Raw genomic sequence first — 15,819 nt, 5'->3', positions numbered from 1 at the left:
GCGGGGTATGGGACGGGCATGATGCCGGGGGTTCCTTTCGGTACAGGATTACCCTCCATCAAACACGACACGATTCAGTTCCCTCGATGCCGACGCGTACGAGAAGGCCGTACATGAGGATGAACGCGGTGAGGGCCGCGTAGCCGGCGGGGGTGGTGGGGAACTCGGCGTCTGCGAGGTGTTTCCCATTGTGATCAATGACGGCCGCGTGGTGCGTGTCTGAGTGGGTATCGATACCGGCGTAGATCTCGCGTTGTTCCGCGATGTTTGTCATGATGGATCTGCCTTTCCGCGTTTCGGTTGGGAGGCAACCGACTAGGCGGGCAGACAGGACGTTGAAGAGGCCTCTAGACCAGGCTCCTATAAGGTCATGTCCGCCTGGTCGGGCCCTGTAATACCTCGCCCGAGTCGACGGATCATTGCAAAGGCACGAAGCCAGTCAGTGGCTGAGTCAGACCCGAACGAGGTACTTATCAGTATCAACGTCAGTGGTAGTCCCTACCCTTGAGAGTGTGTCATCCGACACATCCACACCGAGACAAAGGAGTCTTCCTTGCGAGTAGCCGCCTACCATTCGATCAACCCCACCGACCCGGATGTCCATCACGTCCACGACAACTGCCCGAGCGGCCAACAGATCCCGGCTTACAACCGACGATCTGGGACCACCGGTTGGCCGCTCTGCAAGCACTGTCGCGATATGTAGTAACAATGCGGGGTTTCGAGCGCTCATCCGCTCGAAACCCCGCTGCAGTTCCCCGCCTCAATCGGCACTGTCAACGGGCCGTGCGCAGTCGGCATCCTTAACAACCGAGACCATACCCCGCACAGGCCGAAAGCCCCCACCTTTCAAGAGTTGGAGGCTTTCCGTGGGTGGATCCTGGGAGAATCGAACTCCCGACATCCTGCTTGCAAACCGGGCACTTGGCCGAAGTCATTCCGATGAGGAGTGCAGCGTGAGCGTCACCAAGGAGATCTATCTCGTTTGCGATCACTGCCTCGACCGGCAGGAGGATTCATTCTGGTACGTCTCAGAGGCCAGGCGTCGGGCAAAGATCGAAGGCTGGGTGCACGAGCGAGGGCACGACTTCTGCGAGGGCTGCACAGCGGACGCATGGGAGCGCGGCGGCGAGTGAGCGTGTCGGCCGTCGAGCGTGCCCAGTTCCGCTGGCACGCTGCGGACATGAACGACGCCATTCTCGACGCCTTCGCGATCTATCAGCGCTCCCAACGTCTCGCCCTCACCACGATCAAGAATCGCCGCCACCTGCTCGACGGGTTCTCCCGGCGCGCGAGCCTCCCGCTGCTCCAGGCGACCACGCAGGATCTCCGCGCGGATCTCGCGCGCGAGGGCGTCGAGCCCGGCACGATCCGCACCGAGCGCGGCGCGCTCCAAGCGTTCTACCGGTTCGCGGTCGAGGACGGCTACCTGACAGTCGATCCGTCTGCGGCGCTCAAACCGGTGCGGGTGCCGAAGAACGTCGCGCGGCCGTTCTCGGTCGCGCAGATTGAAGCGTTGCTCTCGTCCGGGGTCAGGCGGCGTACACGCGCGATGATCCTCCTCGGCTACTACCAAGGGTTTCGGGTGTCCCAGATCGCGCGCGTGCGGGGCGATGACGTAGATCTCTTGTCGGGTCGGCTGCGCACGGTCGCGAAGGGCGACAAGGTGCGGTGGGTGCCGCTGCATCCGGTGATCGCCGAACTCGCGCTCGACATGCCGCGCGTTGGCTGGTGGTTCCCCGCACGCGACGGATCCGACACGCCAATCCAAGGGGCCTCGGTGACGGACATCATCAGCAAGGCGAAACGGCGCGCGGGGATCACGGACCCGAAGCTGACGCCGCACTCACTGCGGCACTCGTGCGGGACCGAACTCGGCGAGGCCGGGGTCGATCTCCGCGTGATCCAGGAGATCCTGCTACACGAGACGATCCAATCGACCGAGATCTACACGGCGGTGTCAGAGCGTCGGAAGCGGGACGGGGTCGAAGCACTCCCGACGTTACGCCTAGCGGCCTAGTCGGTGTCGCTGCTGTCCTTAACGTTGGCGGCGGGGAGCGCGTACCCGAGTAGCGGGATCCCGAGCCCGATCAGGTGGGCGTCCGAGCGGAGCGCGCCGAGCCCGATCAGGAACAGGCCGGCGAGCACGGCGGCGATGTAGGCGATGAAGCGCGCGAGCTGCGCGGGCGTGTAGTTCATTGGTCGTCTCCCGGTTCGTAGATGTGGCGGATGTATTCGGGCGGGGCCGGGGGCGGCCCGAGTCCGCCCCGGTAGATGTGGTCGATCAGGTCGCGGGTGTACAGCCAGAGCGCTTCGTTCGTCTTGCGCGCCCGCTGCACGGACCGCCAGACGGCGAGTCCGACGGTGACGAGCGCAGCGATCAGGCCGGAGCCGAGCAGCGCGGCTGCGGTGATGAGCGACGCCCAGATCGTGCCGGTCATGCGCCGGTCTTCTTGACGAGGCGGGCGAGCTGGCCGCGGAACTCGATAATGTACTTCCCGCGGTTGCGGAGCATCGCGCGCAGGCTCGTGGTCTGTTTCGGCTTGTCGGCTCGGGCGACGGGGTAGTCGAGGATCCGGCGCGCGACGATGTCGGCGAGCTCGTTCATTTCGTCTTTGGTCATGGCGTCCGCGTCTTTCAGGTAGGGGATCGGGTCGACGGGGGTCCCGTCGGGCATGCGGAGGATGAAGTGCAGGTGCGGGCCGGTGCTGTTCCCAGTCGATCCGACATGCCCGATCGTCTGGCCGGCCTTCACGGTGTCGCCGGCGCGCACGGGTGGGTGGTCCTGCATGTGCAGGTAGAGGGTCGTGCAGCGGGCAGAGCCGATCTTCACCATCCAGCCGCCGCCGGTCGTATCCCAGCCGGCATAGGTGATCCGGCCGGCGTGCGCGGCACGGATCCGCGTACCCGCGGCGGCCGCCCAGTCCTGGCCGTCGTGCAGCTCGGCGGGGCGCACGCCGGGGATCGCCGCCCGCCAGCCGAAGCCGTCGGTCTTCTCGCCCTCGGGGAGCGGGTGGGTGAGGGTGAGGCTCATAGCAGCGGCTGATCCGTCCACCAGCACGACGACACGCGCAGATCGGTCGCGGCGGGCTGAGTGCCGTTCCAGTAGCGGGCGAGGACCGCGCCGGCGGACGGACGGAACTCAAGCTGACAAGTGCCGTTCGCGTGGTAGCCGAGCGCGTACATGTTGAACGGCGGGCGCACGTCGTCGACGAGCTGCCCAATCTGGGTGAACGATGCGCCGGTGCTGATCGTGTTCGCCGTGTTGATGGTGAAGATCACGCCGACGTCCACGACGTTCCCGCGGCGCTGCACGTTGTTCGTGGAGATCCCGACCTGCGCGTGCGTGGCGATGATCGGGCGGGAGAGGATGCTGTCCTCGACGAGGTGCCGGTTCTCGATCGCGACGAGGCGGGCCGCGAGCGCGGCATCGGCGGCGTCGATCTCGCCGTAGCGGGAGTTCAGGAGATCGTGCAGCGGGTCGAACGGTTCGGCCGGGTCGATGGGGGTAGTCATCGGTGGGTGTCCTTTCAGGTGATGTCGATGAGGGTGACGGTGGAGCGTGCGTCGGGATACTGCCAGGTGACCGCGTCCACGATCCCGGTCGTACTGTCGGGGGTGATGGTCGCGGTCTGGCCGGGGCGGATGCTGTAGTCGGCGACGGTCTCCCACGACTGGGCGAGGGCACGCTGCATGGCGCGCTCGACGATCCGGCGTGCACGTCCCCGCTTCGTGAGACGCCCGTCGATCCGCTCGACGTAGGCGGACACGTTCCCGGCCCGGTAGGAATCGATCTCGGTGCGGGTGACGCCGGCGGCGGTCTGCCACTGATAGACGAGCACGGCGGTGTCGAAGAACCGGCCGTTGTCGACCGCCCAGTCGTCCTCGACCTCGACGGCCTCGGCACCGATGGTGCAGGCACCGGTCGGGGTGGTGTCGGATGCGAGATGCCAGGCGGCCAGCTCGTCGGCGTAGAGCCGGTAGCCGTGCGCGGTCACGATGGGTTCCAGATAGTCCCAGGCGTTCGTGCCAGGCGTCCACTCGGGGTACTCGCCCTCGTCATCGAGCACGGATTCGCTGCCGGTCGGGCCGGGGGTGAGGGTGCCAAGCTCGGCGGAGGCGAGCACGCGGGCGACAAGCTCGCGGACGGTCGGGATCTGCGGGCGGGTCAGCGCGAGCGCGACGCTGGATTGGGCGCGGATCTCGTCCCCGTTCCACTCGATCTCCCACACGTCCGGGTCCGTGCGGGACCGTCGGGCGGCGGACAGCCAACCGACGAGGGTGACGCCCGGCCCTGCACCGTACGGGCCGCCGATCCCGTTCCAGCGCGTCCGGTACTGCGCCGACATCTCATCGACGGTCATCCCGGCATACTCGGTCGAGACTTGCCCGACGGTCATCCCGGCGTGATCGGCCGACACGTAGCCGACCGTCTCGGAGTCGGAGAACCGGCGCCGGTGATGCACGATGACCTGGGGGCGGCGGCGAGGGTCGAGGAGCCCCGGCACGTCCGGGGCGAGGATCTGGAGGGTGCCTTGCGCGTACGGCGACCAGGCACGGTCCAGGGTAGTGGAGCCCGCGAGCACGGTCACGGGCTGGCCGGCGATGGTCGCGGTCATGGTGTGCTGGTCGATGGTCACGCGGGAACCTCCAGATAGGGGACCTCGATGATGGTGCGCAGCGCGCTCTCGGGGTCGAGGCGCTGCACGAGATCGCCGCCGGCGACGACGTAGCGGAGCGTCTCCGTGTGGTCCGAGATCGCGGCCGTGAGCGTGAGCACGGCCTTCTCGGCGTGCATCGCCCAGCAGGCGTCCGCCTGCGATGCGGTCTCGAAAAAGTAGCGGAGCACGCCACGGCGCGGGCCGGGGTCTGCCAGGCTGACCGCGGGCGTCGGGTCGTAGAGCAGTTCGTGCACGACGGTGCGGGCGGGGCGTGCGGGCTGCCAGTCCATGATGAGGCGCGGGTGCACGTCCGCGGTCGCGGGGTTGCTGGAGGCGATGGTGTCGGTCACGGGGTCCTCTTCCCTGCGCGGGTCTGCACGTCCACGGTCACGTTCCGGGTCTTCGTGAGGAACGCCTGCATCTCGCGGTCGGCATCTGTCCAGTCGAGTTCCACCTTCACAGTGGCCGTGCGGTCCTTCTCGGCGACGGTGTCGATCTCCCGGCCGGCGTCCTTCGTGTCGGCCTTGGTGCCGATACGGGCGGTGCGCTTCTGGGTCGCGGTCTTGTCGAGGTCGCGGGCGGCGTCCTTCGTGTCGGCCTTCGTGGTGACGGTCGCGGAGATCTCCTGACCGTCGAGGATCGCTTCGCCGCCGTCGAGCATGGCGCGCATCTGCTCGGCGTACTTCTCCTGCATCTTCGGGCCGCCGTCGATGATCGCCTGGAGCATGGGCGCGAAGTCGATGCCCTGGTCGAGGATCGCCTGCACCTCGTCCTGCGTCAGACCGAAATCGTCGGCGAGCTGCTGCACGTTGTCGTTGAATGAGACGGTCGCTTCCATGCGCTCGCGCATGCCCTTGAGATAGGCCTCGGGGTCCGCGGCCTGCGTCTCTTTGTCGATGTAGTCGGTCCAGGATCCGACCGCGCTATCGAGGCCGCGCTGCAGCGCGCCCACGGCGTCGGTGTGGGCTTCCTCGGCGGCGGTGGCAGCCTCGGCCTCGGCGGTCAGCTCGGCCGTAAGTGCGGTCAGTTGCCGGTAGTCGTCTTCCGCGCCTTCCTGGATATCGAGGCGTTCCCGGATCGCTTTCGTGCCGTCGTTGAGCGCGTCGCGCTCGGTGCGCAGTTCCTGAGCGCGCTTCGTGCCGCCGGCGCGCGCCTGCGAGAGCTGGGCGAGCTGCCGGTCCAGCTCGTCGGCTCGGCCCTGCATGTCGTCGAGCATGTCGAGCGCTTTGGTGGAGTCCTGCCCGCTCATCGCGTCGAACAGGTCGCGCATATTGACGCCGGTCTTCCCGGCGATGTCGTTGACCTTGTCCAGGTTGGTGACGGCCGACTCTTGCCACAGCTCCCACCATTCTTTATTGTCCTGGACTTCCAGGCTCCACTCGTGGACTTTCGCCGCGATCGCTTCGGCGTCGAGCTGGCCGCCGGCGTCGATCAGCTCCTGCGCGAGTGCTGAGGTCTCTTCGCGGATCTCGGCCGCACGCTCGGCCGACTTCTGCAGCTCGGCGGTGATGAGTCCCACACCGATAGCGGCGGCCGCGCCGGCCGCGGCACCGAGCGGACCGATGTTCGACACGACGCCGCCGAGCGTGCCCTGGATGCCGTCGACGAGGGAGTCGATCGAGCCGTCGAAGCTGGAGAACGTTTCGGACGCGTTCTGGATTGCCTCGTCTTTCAGCTCGCCAAGGTCTTCTTTCGCTCGGGTGGTGCCGTCCTCGACGTCGTCACCGAGGCGGCGACTTCCCTTGCCGGCCTCGCGGATCTTCCGGTTCAGGTCCTCGTATTCGCTGGCGAGTTTCGCCGTATCCTGCCGGGCATCGCTCATCGCGTCTTCCAGCTCGCGGCCGGCCTTGTCGCCGTCCTTCACGACCTCCTGGAGTACGTCCGAAACGTCTTCGAGGGGCTCGACCACGCCACGCGCTACCCCGGATGCGAAGTCGCGCGTGTCAGACGCGATGCTCAGGCTGATGCCCTTTGCCACGGGTTACTTCCCTTCGAATGCTTCATGGATGGTGCGGGCCGCGGTCTGCGTCCACAGCGACGCGAGGCGCGGGATGATCGCGGCCGCCGCCGGATGGAACACGTACCCACGCTGGTTGCGGGGCCGGAGCTGCTGCGTGGTGCGACGGTTCTTCACGGGGAAGGTGCGGCTGCCGCGCCGGCCGGTGTAGTCGAGGCGTTTCCCGTCCGCACCGAACTCGACCGCCCACCACAGCTCGGACGGCTTCAGTCCGCCTTGCAGCGCCCGACCGATCTGCGCGGCTTTCAATGTCACGTTCTGGTCGGAGACCGCGGCCCGCGCGGTCTGCGCGAGCACGCGATGCTCCAGCCGAGTGGCAGCATGCTCGGCGGTCGCACGCTGCCACTCGGGAAGGATCATCTGCCGGGTGTGCTTCCGGATCTGTGCGCGCAGCTCCCGGTCGACGTTCTTCGTCGCGAGGATCACCGCCTGAAGCTCGCGGGAGGAGTGCGCTGAGATCCGGATCACGGGCACGTCCTACGCGTAGGTGTAGGACGCCGGCGCGGACGTACCGGCCGGGGTGGTCACGGTCACGTCCACACTGCCGGCCGCGTCCGCCGGTGCGACCGCGACGACGGTGCCGTCGGTGAGCACCTGGTGCTCGACATCGGCCCCGTCGAACTTGACGGCGGTCGCGCCCAGGAACCCGTGCCCGGTGAGCACGACGGGCTCGCCGCCGGCGGTCGATCCGGTGGCCGGGTCGAGGCGCTGGAGCACGGGCACAGCCGGAGCGGCCGGGCTGAATTCCGGCTTGCCCTGCACGCCGAGCTGCACGGTCGCGGTGCCGTAGGCGTCGATCGAGCCGCCGATCTGGCCGGGCACGATGATCAGGTCCGCGGTGAAGTGCGGGCCGGTCGGGCCGAGCGGGTGGAACTCGACGCCCTCGATCAGCTCGCCCTCGTGCTCCATGAGGAACAGGGCCAGGCTCTCGGGGGTCTCCCAGTCCTGCGCGTAGTCGAGCTGACAGGCGTAGGTCGGGCTCGTCGCGTCGGAGAACACTGCCTCCGGGGTGCCGCCCTTCCACGTCTGGATGCTCGTCGTGGGCGTGAACGTCACGCCGGAGACGTGCTTCTCCAGATTGTGGGCGGCGATCTTGAGCCGGTAGTTCTTGAAGACGCGCGGCTTCACGTCGATCTGCGTCATGATGGTTCCTTCTTTCTGTGTCAGTTCTTCCGGGTGACCGCGTGCACGGTCACGTCATAGGCGAGATGCCGGTCTCCGTAGGTAACCTTCTCCGCGGTCTCCCAGTCGAGCCAGTCGATGCCGTCGATCGCGTAGACGAGATCCCCGACGAGGGTGTCGAGGTCGTCCTCGGCGCGCTGCGGAGTGGACAGGGGCGTGACGACGGTGACGACGAACGTCGCACGATGCTTCCCGATTGGTGCGGCCGGCAGCCGCTCCAGCCGGGTGAGGGCGAGCTGCGCGAACGGCTTATCCGGCACGTCCACGTTCCGCATCGCCGGGATGATCTTCATGCCCGGCAGGTGCGGTTCGAGCGCGTCCTGAAGCTGTTTCCTGATCGAGGCCGCCATGCGAGTCACCCGACCACCGGGACGGCGCGTGCCGGCCGGAGCATCTGCTTCACATGCCAGTCGAGCGGGTGCGTGCTGACCGTGTAGCTGCCTTCCCCGAAGTCCCCAGACGAGGGGGCGGCGAGTGCAGCGTTCCACAGGTTCCGCACATGGGTCTCCTGGGCGCGGCGCAGCGCCGGCCAGCCGGGCCGCTCGGGATCGTCCTCGGCCGGCGCGTACGCCTCGCACGCTTCGCGGGCGGCCTCCAGCAGCTCGGCCAGTTGCGCCTCGTCCTCGGGGGCGTCGAGCCACCGGGCGCGCGCTTCCTCCGGCGTCAGCCAGGTGGTCGGCGCGGCCGGCGACTCGACGTCGTCCTCGGGCATGTCAGCCTCCCACGACCGGGGCGCTGCCGATGAGCACGAACGACTCGGGGCGGATCTCGAACGTCTGGAGGTAGCCGTGGGTGGCGCGGTCCACGCCGCCCTTCGCGATCTCCAGCGCGTCGATCGTGAACGGCACCTCGCCGAGCTCGTCGAACTCGACGCCGGCCTTCGCGCCGACGAGCACGGCCGGCTCGCCCTCGTCGACGAGCGGATCGTCGTCGGCGTCGACGAAGTAGGAGTCCGCGGCCTCGACGACGTACACCTTGCCGGCGTCGGCGGTGCCGCGCAGCTCGGTCGTGATGTCGAACGACACGAACTCGGGCACCTTCTCGTGCGGCGTGTACAGGAGCTGCTCGTACGCGGTCGAGTTCACGATCGCGAACGACGGTTCGTCCTTGGCGCGCTTCACCGCGAGGATCCCCTGGAGGAGCATGCCCAGCGAGTCGTTGTACTCGGAGGGGTACGTCTTCGGCGCGACCGGCGCGCCGGCGAGCTTCAGGAACGTTGCCAGTGCCTTCTCGTCGGACCAGATCGCGTAGTCCTCGGCGATGAGCCGGAACATGGCTTCGATCAGCTCGGCACCGCCGGGCAGGTCGAAGAACTCGCGGGCGATGTCGCCGGCGAACGCCCATCGGGCGAGCGTCGAACCGAACTTCTCCGCGTTCGCGGTGCCGGTGGGCAGCTCGGTCTTGTTCCCGGCCCAGTCGCCGCCGAGCTTGGTCTTCGGGCTGGCCTTGGTGCCGCGCGCCATCTTGAACCCGGACTTGCCCGCGGCCGAGATGTTCGTGCCGAGCGTGCCCTGGTTGATGTACTTCCGGTCGTAGGACTTGCCCTGCCAGAGCTGCCCCTGCCAGGACTCCTGGAGCACGCCCGCACCGGGCAGCGCGCCCGTGCCGGAGATCTTCGTGTCGGTCAGCGCGGCGAGCAGGGTGAGCGCCTGCTGGTCGCCGGCGCGGGCCTGCGCGACGGTGGCGTACAGGGTGGGCAGGTCGTCGGCGATCGACGGGCGCTGGCGGGTGCGGCCGCGGGGCGGCGTGGGCGTCTTGGCCTTCGCGGCGAGCGTTGCGGGCATGGGGTCCTCTTCCTCTTCGGTATCGGTGGTCTCGTCGGGGTTCTCGGTGACTTCCTCGACGACGGTCGTCGTGGTGGTGGTCGTGTCGCCGTCGGTCTCGGTCTCGGTGTCGACGACCATGCGCCACACGTTGCCGTCCTCGTCGACGTACTCGCTCTCGGAGTGCGTGGTCTCGGTGTCGTCGCCGCCCTGCGGGTCGTCCTCGTCGTCGCTCGTGTCCTCGGCGGCGAGGAGCGTTGCGGACGGGAACGCGGGCTTCTCGACGAGGCCGGCGGCGAACAGGCTGCCGGCGATGCCCTTGCCGTCCTTGACCTTCACGCCGGCGACCTCGGCCGACAGGTGCACGCGCCGGCCGGCCTCGATGTCGGAGAGCGCCGCATCGCCGGCGGGGGTCTTCGCGATCGAGAACGTCGCGAGGATCCCGGCGGGTGTCTCGCGCAGCTCGGTGACCGCGCCTACGACGCGCTCCCGCTCGTGCTCGATGTTCAGCGACATGCCGGTGAGGTCCTGCGGGATCTCGACCACGCCGGGCGCGAAGCTGAACCGGCCGATGTTCGACCGGCACTCCTCGCGGTAGGGCAGCAGCAGGCCGCGCACGACGCGGTCCTGCCGGCTGGCGGTGAGCGTGCCGCCGTCGATGATGATGTCAGTCATGATGGTTAGTCCTCCGTGGTCGGGCCGGTCGGGGTCGGGGTGTTGTACAGCTCGTACTTGTCGAAGCGGACGCGGCTGCCGCGCGGCACCACGTCGTCCATCGAGAGCCGGTGCTCGATGGTGCCGGTCCAGAACGGCAGGTCGAGTTCGTAGAACAGGTTCCGCTCGCCGTCCTTGGTCGTGTAGGTGAGGGAGTCGACGCCGGTGGTGCCGTCGAGCATCGACGCGCGGACGTTCAGGTGAGATCCGACATCGGTACGGATCGAGTTCCGGCCCTCGGTGTACAGCTCGGGCTTCAGCTCGCCGTGTGTCTTCAGCTCGACGCCGGGCGGGGTGACGCCGAACGCGCCGCCGGGTGCGCGGCGCTTCTTCGCCCACGCCTTCTCCCACTCGTCGACTTCCTTCTGCGTCATGGTGTCGTCGAGTAGGTGCATCTCCAGCACCGGGACCGGGTTGCTGGCACGGTCGACCCATGCCGCTTCGATTGCGCGCGCACCGCTCAGTGTGGTGCGGCCGACGCCCAGGAGCCCCTCGAAGGGGAAGTTGAACAGGATCACGTCGTCTTTGCGGGCCGGCTCGCCGTCGATCACGATCCGGCCGTCCTCGATCCACCAGGTCCCGAACGGCACCCACTCGGCGTCGAGGATCGGGCCGCGGGCACCCTCGGCGCTGCGCTGTCCGCGGGTCACCTTCCACAGGGCGACGCCGTAGAATATCGCGTCATCGACGGTCCACAACATCCGCTCGTAGGGCGACACAATCGAGTCCGACCGGTACAGGAACGGCGGCTGCTCCTTGGTCAGCGTGTCGCCGGAGAGTGCGCGCAGGGGGAACCCGGCGATCACGGACGTGAGGAGGTTGCGGGCCTTGGACACGGCCGGGATCTCGATCGCGATGTCGCGGGTCATGGGGAGCTGCGCCCGCTGGTCCTCGCTCAGGAGATCGGTGACGATCATCTGCGGGAGCGTGGTGCCGGCCGAGTAGGGCGAGTTGATGCGAAGCTTCGCTGCGCGTCCGATGCCGAACCGGTCCAGGATTCCCATACCCGAAACCCTCGACCCGGCATATCAGGTTTTCTCGAATCAGCGGCGTGTCGCGCTCCTGCGCGGCCTACCGACCTTCGGCGTGTTCAGGTGCGCCCAGCGCTTCCGGTAGGCGTCGTTCTCGCCGGGGTGGCAGCGCTGTTCGTGCGCGACGGCCCGGTCGTGGGCTTCGTCGCGGGACCATGCGCAGGCGCGCCAGGTGCCGGCGCACGACTCGCAGACGAGCACGACGAGGCTGTCGGATGCGTCGATCTTGATGTTCGCCATGATGGTCAGTCGTCTCCATTCGAGGGCCGGTAGCCGCCGGTGCGGCCGGCGTAGTGCTGGTCCCAGTTCCTGAGCGCCCGCGTGGCCGCATCCAGGCAGGTGATATCGCCGCCCCGCTCGGCCGGCGTCCACAGCCACACGCCCCGGTCCGAGCCGCGCACCTCACGTTTCGCGGCGATCTCGACCGCGGCGCTCAGCCCGATCTGGTCGGAGTGGCGGAAGTTGCCGCGGTCGAGATCTCGGAGGACCTGGATACAGCCGGCCGCGTTCTCGTTGTACGTCTGCACGCGCAGCGCCGGCCTCGGCTTCAGCACGGCCGCCTCGGTCGCGGTCTGCTCGGCCTCGCCTATCTTGTCGAACGCGATCGTGGAACCCTTGTAGGTCATCGTGAGTTCCTGCATCCGCTTCGGCAGCCACAGCGTGCCGGGCCGATGGTCGACGACCTCGACGTAGGCGACACCGGCCGGTGTACGCCAGGCCGCGCAGATCGCGGCCACGGACCCGCCAGGCTTGATCGCGAGCCCGAACGCGACACGACCGGGCCGGCGCGGCTTCGACTGCAACGCGGCCCGCTGCCACCAGTCCGCCGGCACCGCGGTCTGCCCGTACGTCTCAGGCCACATCGACAGGTACTCGCGCGCCCACTGCGGCTTGGGGAGCTTGCGCCAGTTCTTCCGCATCTTTTCCAACGTCGTCAGCGTCCCGATACCGGGATGCACGGACGCGAGGAGCTGCATCGCTTGCTCTTCGTCCTCGATCACTTCCCACGGGGTATCCTCCGCGGCGGCGTAGTCGACACCGCCGATGTCGGGGTCGCCCGCGCGGAGCCGGTCGAGGCGCTCCCACAGGATCCCGATGCGGGCCTCGCCGGCGGTGCCGGACACCATGAGCGCGGCACCCTCGCGCGTGTCCTGTAGCGGGATGATGCCGGCGAGGAGGTCCGCGCCCTCCTCGGGGTCGATCTCCTGCGCCTCGTCGATCCAGGACACGTCGCCGGCCTCGCCACGGTACGACTCGGCGTCGGGCTTCAGCACGAGGAACCGGGACCCGTTGTCGTAGTAGATCCCCTTCCCGACCTCGCCGCGCATGATCCGGAACCCGCGCCCGACCGGGGCCGGCGCGCTGAGCTGGTCGGGACCGAACAGGGCGACCGCCTGCGGGGCACGCTTCGGCCGGGTGCCACGCATCCAGGGCGGCAGGTCGGCGTCGTCGGGCGGCTGGATCCGGTCGAGCTGCGTCGCCCACTCGCGCAGCCGCGCCCCGCCCTTCACGCCGGACTGCGCGGAGAACGTCACGAAGTAGTCCGTCCTGGAGAGGCAACGGCCGTGGAGCAGACAGAAGATCGTCGTCGTCTTCGATGCTCGCCGCGGGATCTCCACAACGTACTCGTCCAGGGATACGCCGTCAGTATCGACAGCGTTCAGGTGGTCTGCGATGAGGAGCTGCTGCGGTTGCAGCGGATACCGGCGCGGCTTCATCGCCGCGAGCCGGGCAAGCTCCGCCGCGTCGTCGAGGTCGACGAGCTCGTACCCCATCGACCGGGCACCGCGCAGGAACTCCAGCCGGAGCTCGTCATCTTCCGACGCCGGTCCGTGCCACTTCGGCGCGATCGCACGCGCCCGCACCAGATCCCACAGGTAGAGAGAGAATTCCGTGCTGCCCCCATGCGGAGGTTCGACCGGTCTCTCAAAAAACGGCGACGAATCGGCGACGAGATCCGTCGAGCCGGCGGCGGTCGGGGTCATGGTCACCATGCCCGGATGTCCTGCGCTGCTCGACGACGGCCATTCGTGACCCGCGCACCGGCCTTGCCGCCCGCGATCTGGTTGCAGTTGCGCGGCCACACGGTTCGGCCGGACTGGTCGAACGACTTGCAGTGCACGGGGCCGACGTTCGCGAGGGTCGCCTTGCCACCCTTGCCCGCATCCCGGCGATGCCCGACCTGCCACTTGTGCAGGCCGAGCACGACCGGGTTCCCGCACTCGACGCACGGGAGTTGACCGCCTGACCGGCGCATCATCGCGGTCAGCTTCTCGCGCAGCTTCGGCGAGTGCGTCGACCACTGCTGCGCCCGATGGTGCCGACTCATCGCCGCCGCCGTCCTCGGTGTGCGGTGCAGATGATCGCGATGGTTGCGCCCCAGAGTGCGATGTTGGGGAGTAGGCCGGTGTCGGTGATCACGTTCATGCGCGTACGTCCTTCGTCAGTTGCCGTCCGATGAATTCGGTCATGGCCGGCGGGATCGCCTGCGTGCAGCCATGCCACGACGCCCACGGCATCCCCATCGCCTCACGCGCTTCCTCGAGCGAGGTGGCCTTTCGTCCGCGCGAACTCCCGCCCGGACGCGCCCAATGCCTCGACCGGAGTGCTCCGTAGACGCCGACTGGTGTTCCCTGCGCGGCGTGGTCGCACGGCAGCGCAGCGAGCGGCACCGACGACTCGAACAGCCGGTGCCGGCGCACTGCAAGCCCGAACGACGAGCCGCACAGTCGGACGGGTGCAACCAGTTCCGATCGGGCGCCCTCGACGTTCTCGATCACGTACGGTCGTGGCGATCGCTGCAGCCGCTCACGGACATCCGGGATCAGGTTCACGTGCTCCGATTTGTCCGGTGTGATCGTCGAGAGCGCTTGGCATGGCGGAGACGCGTGCCGCACCGCGATCTGCTCGGCGAACAGCATCCGCCGGCGGCCGTCCGGGTGCACGAACTCGACGCCGAGGCCTGCCCAGAGACGGTCGAGCACGTCGAGCACGTCTCCCTGATGGAACCAGAACGGGTAGAGCGGCTGCGGATCCTTGTCCACTCCGAGCACGTCGAAACCGGCCTGGGAGTAGCCCATCGCTGCGCCTCCCTCGCAGCAGAACAGATCCAGCAGGATCGGCCTCATGCGCCGGCCTCGGGCTGGATCATGCGGTCGAGGAGTTCGAGTGCGGATGCCTGGAGTTGTTCGACGGTGGGCGCGAGCGCGGTCCGGGCGGCATCCCGAGCGGCATCCCAGGCGGCATCCCGAGCGGCAGCCCCGGCGGCATCCCAGGCGGCATCCCCGGCGGCATCCCGAGCGGCATCCCAGGCGGCATCCCGAGCGGCATCCCAGGCGGCAGCCCCGGCGGCATCCCGAGCGGCATCCCCGGCGGCAGCCCGAGCGGCGGAGGCTGCCTGTTGTGCAGCGCGCACAGTGTCGGCGGCGGCTTCGGTGTCGGCGTTGGTGCGGATCTCGGGGAGTGCGCGGAGGGCTTCGGCGTGGGTGGTGAGTTCGGGGCGGAGGTCGAGCCAGGTGGGGGTGTAGACGCGGATGAGCCAGTCGAGGGCGAGGAAGGAGCGGGCGGGGTCGTGGCCGTCGTTGGCGGTGCCGACCATGCGGGGCAGGTAGGGGGCGAGCTTCTGCCGCTGGTTGTCGTCCCAGTTGTCGTTGCAGCGGATGGTGAAGCGGCGGAGTACGGGGGATGCGCATTCGGGGGCGTCGGTGTGGCCTTCGCCTGCGAGCCAGGCGACGACCTCCATGGCGCAGTGCCCGTCGGTGAAGTTGGAGTGGTTGCCGGCGTCGAGGTCGATGAAGCCGAGGGTGAGGTCTTCGAGGCGGTCGGGGATGATCTGCGGGGTGGTGGTCATGATGTGTGTTCCGTTCAGCAGGTGGGTTCGGGTGTGGGGTGGACGATGGGGCCGTAGCGTCGGATGGTGCGTTCGGCGTGGACCTGATCCATGAGGAGGCGGGCGAGGAGTGCGCGCATCGCGGCTGCGGCCTGCATGGCTTCGGCCCACGAGGGTGCGAGGGTGAGCCAGGTGGATCCGTCGGTGCGTCCCTGGTTGTCGGTGAGTGCGACATCGGCGCACCATTCGCCGGTGCGGCGGTCGCGGTAGACGAGGGTCTTGAGTGTCATGCGGCGTTCTCCTGGTCGAGGGCGGTGGCGGCGCATCCGGGGCGGGCGCAGCGGGCGAGGGACGGCGGGATCAGGTGCGTGAACCGGGGATCGGTCGGGCAGGGCTCGCGGCGGAGTTCGGCGATTCGGTCGAGTTCGGCGGGGGTGCGGGATGCGGCCATGTCGAGGGCGGCTCGGCGTGCGAGGTTCTTTCGGTGGTAGGGGTTGAAGTTGCCGGAGCGGTAGGGGTTGGAGGCGGTCATCGGGGCGGCTCCGTTCTTGCTGTTCGAGGGTGGGAGGGGCGAGGGAGGTCGGAGGTTTGGCCCCCTCCCATCCGCGCGATTGCGGATATG

At 68.4% G+C, this 15,819-nt stretch carries 23 protein-coding genes; 2 read left to right on the top strand and 21 right to left on the bottom strand.

Features of this window, described 5'->3' with window-relative positions; genetic code table 11:
- Positions 1-58: 58 nt before the first annotated feature.
- A complete protein-coding gene (locus ACFPZL_RS01210) occupies positions 59-274 on the bottom strand; it encodes an IS110 family transposase (RefSeq protein ID WP_382332746.1) in 216 nt (71 codons plus the stop codon).
- A gap of 682 nt (positions 275-956) precedes the next feature.
- On the opposite strand from ACFPZL_RS01210, the gene ACFPZL_RS01205 reads away from it, so the two are divergent.
- Positions 957-1,136, top strand: a complete 180-nt coding sequence (locus tag ACFPZL_RS01205) for a hypothetical protein (protein ID WP_218116145.1) — start codon at positions 957-959, stop codon at positions 1,134-1,136.
- Positions 1,137-1,183: 47 nt separating this feature from the next.
- Positions 1,184-2,020, top strand: a complete 837-nt coding sequence (locus tag ACFPZL_RS01200; protein WP_218116144.1) for a tyrosine-type recombinase/integrase — start codon at positions 1,184-1,186, stop codon at positions 2,018-2,020.
- On the opposite strand, the gene ACFPZL_RS01195 is transcribed toward ACFPZL_RS01200, so the two are convergent.
- From ACFPZL_RS01195 to ACFPZL_RS01100, 20 genes are all read right to left on the bottom strand, one after another.
- Entirely contained in the window at positions 2,017-2,199 is a 183-nt protein-coding gene (locus tag ACFPZL_RS01195) for a hypothetical protein (RefSeq protein WP_218116143.1), read from the bottom strand. The genes ACFPZL_RS01200 and ACFPZL_RS01195 overlap by 4 nt on opposite strands.
- On the bottom strand, positions 2,196-2,441 hold the full coding sequence (locus ACFPZL_RS01190; RefSeq protein ID WP_218116142.1) for a hypothetical protein: 246 nt from the start codon (positions 2,439-2,441) through the stop codon (positions 2,196-2,198). Before ACFPZL_RS01190 ends, ACFPZL_RS01195 begins: the two co-directional genes overlap by 4 nt.
- Positions 2,438-3,034: a M23 family metallopeptidase gene (locus ACFPZL_RS01185; RefSeq protein WP_218116141.1), complete on the bottom strand. Its 597-nt coding sequence runs from the start codon at positions 3,032-3,034 to the stop codon at positions 2,438-2,440. The genes ACFPZL_RS01190 and ACFPZL_RS01185 overlap by 4 nt, the downstream gene beginning before the upstream one ends.
- Positions 3,031-3,516: a hypothetical protein gene (locus ACFPZL_RS01180; RefSeq protein ID WP_218116140.1), complete on the bottom strand. Its 486-nt coding sequence runs from the start codon at positions 3,514-3,516 to the stop codon at positions 3,031-3,033. Before ACFPZL_RS01180 ends, ACFPZL_RS01185 begins: the two co-directional genes overlap by 4 nt.
- A gap of 14 nt (positions 3,517-3,530) precedes the next feature.
- Positions 3,531-4,640: a hypothetical protein gene (locus ACFPZL_RS01175; protein ID WP_218116139.1), complete on the bottom strand. Its 1,110-nt coding sequence runs from the start codon at positions 4,638-4,640 to the stop codon at positions 3,531-3,533.
- Positions 4,637-5,011, bottom strand: a complete 375-nt coding sequence (locus ACFPZL_RS01170; protein WP_218116138.1) for a hypothetical protein — start codon at positions 5,009-5,011, stop codon at positions 4,637-4,639. The genes ACFPZL_RS01175 and ACFPZL_RS01170 overlap by 4 nt, the downstream gene beginning before the upstream one ends.
- Positions 5,008-6,639 carry a hypothetical protein gene (locus ACFPZL_RS01165; protein WP_218116137.1) on the bottom strand — a complete coding sequence of 544 codons (1,632 nt, stop codon included), beginning with the start codon at positions 6,637-6,639 and terminating at the stop codon, positions 5,008-5,010. The genes ACFPZL_RS01170 and ACFPZL_RS01165 overlap by 4 nt, the downstream gene beginning before the upstream one ends.
- Before the next feature lie 3 nt (positions 6,640-6,642).
- Complete coding sequence (locus tag ACFPZL_RS01160; protein ID WP_218116136.1) at positions 6,643-7,104, bottom strand: hypothetical protein; 462 nt, start codon at positions 7,102-7,104, stop codon at positions 6,643-6,645.
- A 51-nt stretch (positions 7,105-7,155) separates the two neighbouring features.
- Entirely contained in the window at positions 7,156-7,821 is a 666-nt protein-coding gene (locus ACFPZL_RS01155; protein ID WP_218116135.1) for an IPT/TIG domain-containing protein, read from the bottom strand.
- 20 nt (positions 7,822-7,841) lie between these two features.
- Positions 7,842-8,210: a hypothetical protein gene (locus tag ACFPZL_RS01150; RefSeq protein ID WP_218116134.1), complete on the bottom strand. Its 369-nt coding sequence runs from the start codon at positions 8,208-8,210 to the stop codon at positions 7,842-7,844.
- 5 nt (positions 8,211-8,215) lie between these two features.
- On the bottom strand, positions 8,216-8,572 hold the full coding sequence (locus ACFPZL_RS01145) for a hypothetical protein (protein WP_218116133.1): 357 nt from the start codon (positions 8,570-8,572) through the stop codon (positions 8,216-8,218).
- Between the two features lies 1 nt (position 8,573).
- A complete protein-coding gene (locus ACFPZL_RS01140) occupies positions 8,574-10,298 on the bottom strand; it encodes a hypothetical protein (RefSeq protein ID WP_218116132.1) in 1,725 nt (574 codons plus the stop codon).
- A gap of 5 nt (positions 10,299-10,303) precedes the next feature.
- Positions 10,304-11,341, bottom strand: a complete 1,038-nt coding sequence (locus ACFPZL_RS01135; RefSeq protein ID WP_218116131.1) for a phage portal protein — start codon at positions 11,339-11,341, stop codon at positions 10,304-10,306.
- A gap of 39 nt (positions 11,342-11,380) precedes the next feature.
- On the bottom strand, positions 11,381-11,608 hold the full coding sequence (locus ACFPZL_RS01130) for a hypothetical protein (protein ID WP_218116130.1): 228 nt from the start codon (positions 11,606-11,608) through the stop codon (positions 11,381-11,383).
- Between the two features lie 5 nt (positions 11,609-11,613).
- A complete protein-coding gene (locus tag ACFPZL_RS01125; protein WP_218116129.1) occupies positions 11,614-13,362 on the bottom strand; it encodes a hypothetical protein in 1,749 nt (582 codons plus the stop codon).
- Positions 13,356-13,697: a hypothetical protein gene (locus ACFPZL_RS01120; RefSeq protein WP_218116128.1), complete on the bottom strand. Its 342-nt coding sequence runs from the start codon at positions 13,695-13,697 to the stop codon at positions 13,356-13,358. Before ACFPZL_RS01120 ends, ACFPZL_RS01125 begins: the two co-directional genes overlap by 7 nt.
- Before the next feature lie 94 nt (positions 13,698-13,791).
- Entirely contained in the window at positions 13,792-14,496 is a 705-nt protein-coding gene (locus ACFPZL_RS01115; RefSeq protein ID WP_218116127.1) for a class I SAM-dependent methyltransferase, read from the bottom strand.
- Positions 14,493-15,218, bottom strand: a complete 726-nt coding sequence (locus ACFPZL_RS01110; RefSeq protein ID WP_382334575.1) for a hypothetical protein — start codon at positions 15,216-15,218, stop codon at positions 14,493-14,495. The genes ACFPZL_RS01115 and ACFPZL_RS01110 overlap by 4 nt, the downstream gene beginning before the upstream one ends.
- A gap of 14 nt (positions 15,219-15,232) precedes the next feature.
- Complete coding sequence (locus ACFPZL_RS01105; RefSeq protein WP_218116125.1) at positions 15,233-15,487, bottom strand: hypothetical protein; 255 nt, start codon at positions 15,485-15,487, stop codon at positions 15,233-15,235.
- Positions 15,484-15,729, bottom strand: coding sequence for a hypothetical protein (locus tag ACFPZL_RS01100; protein WP_218116124.1), 246 nt, complete (start codon positions 15,727-15,729; stop codon positions 15,484-15,486). The genes ACFPZL_RS01105 and ACFPZL_RS01100 overlap by 4 nt, the downstream gene beginning before the upstream one ends.
- Between the last annotated feature and the right edge of the window lie 90 nt (positions 15,730-15,819).

The organism is Leucobacter soli, from assembly GCF_042659205.1.
GTDB classification, from domain to species: Bacteria; Actinomycetota; Actinomycetes; order Actinomycetales; family Microbacteriaceae; genus Leucobacter; species Leucobacter soli.
The sequence above is the reverse complement of the archived record's forward strand: the minus strand, read 5'-3'. Positions and strand labels throughout refer to the sequence as shown.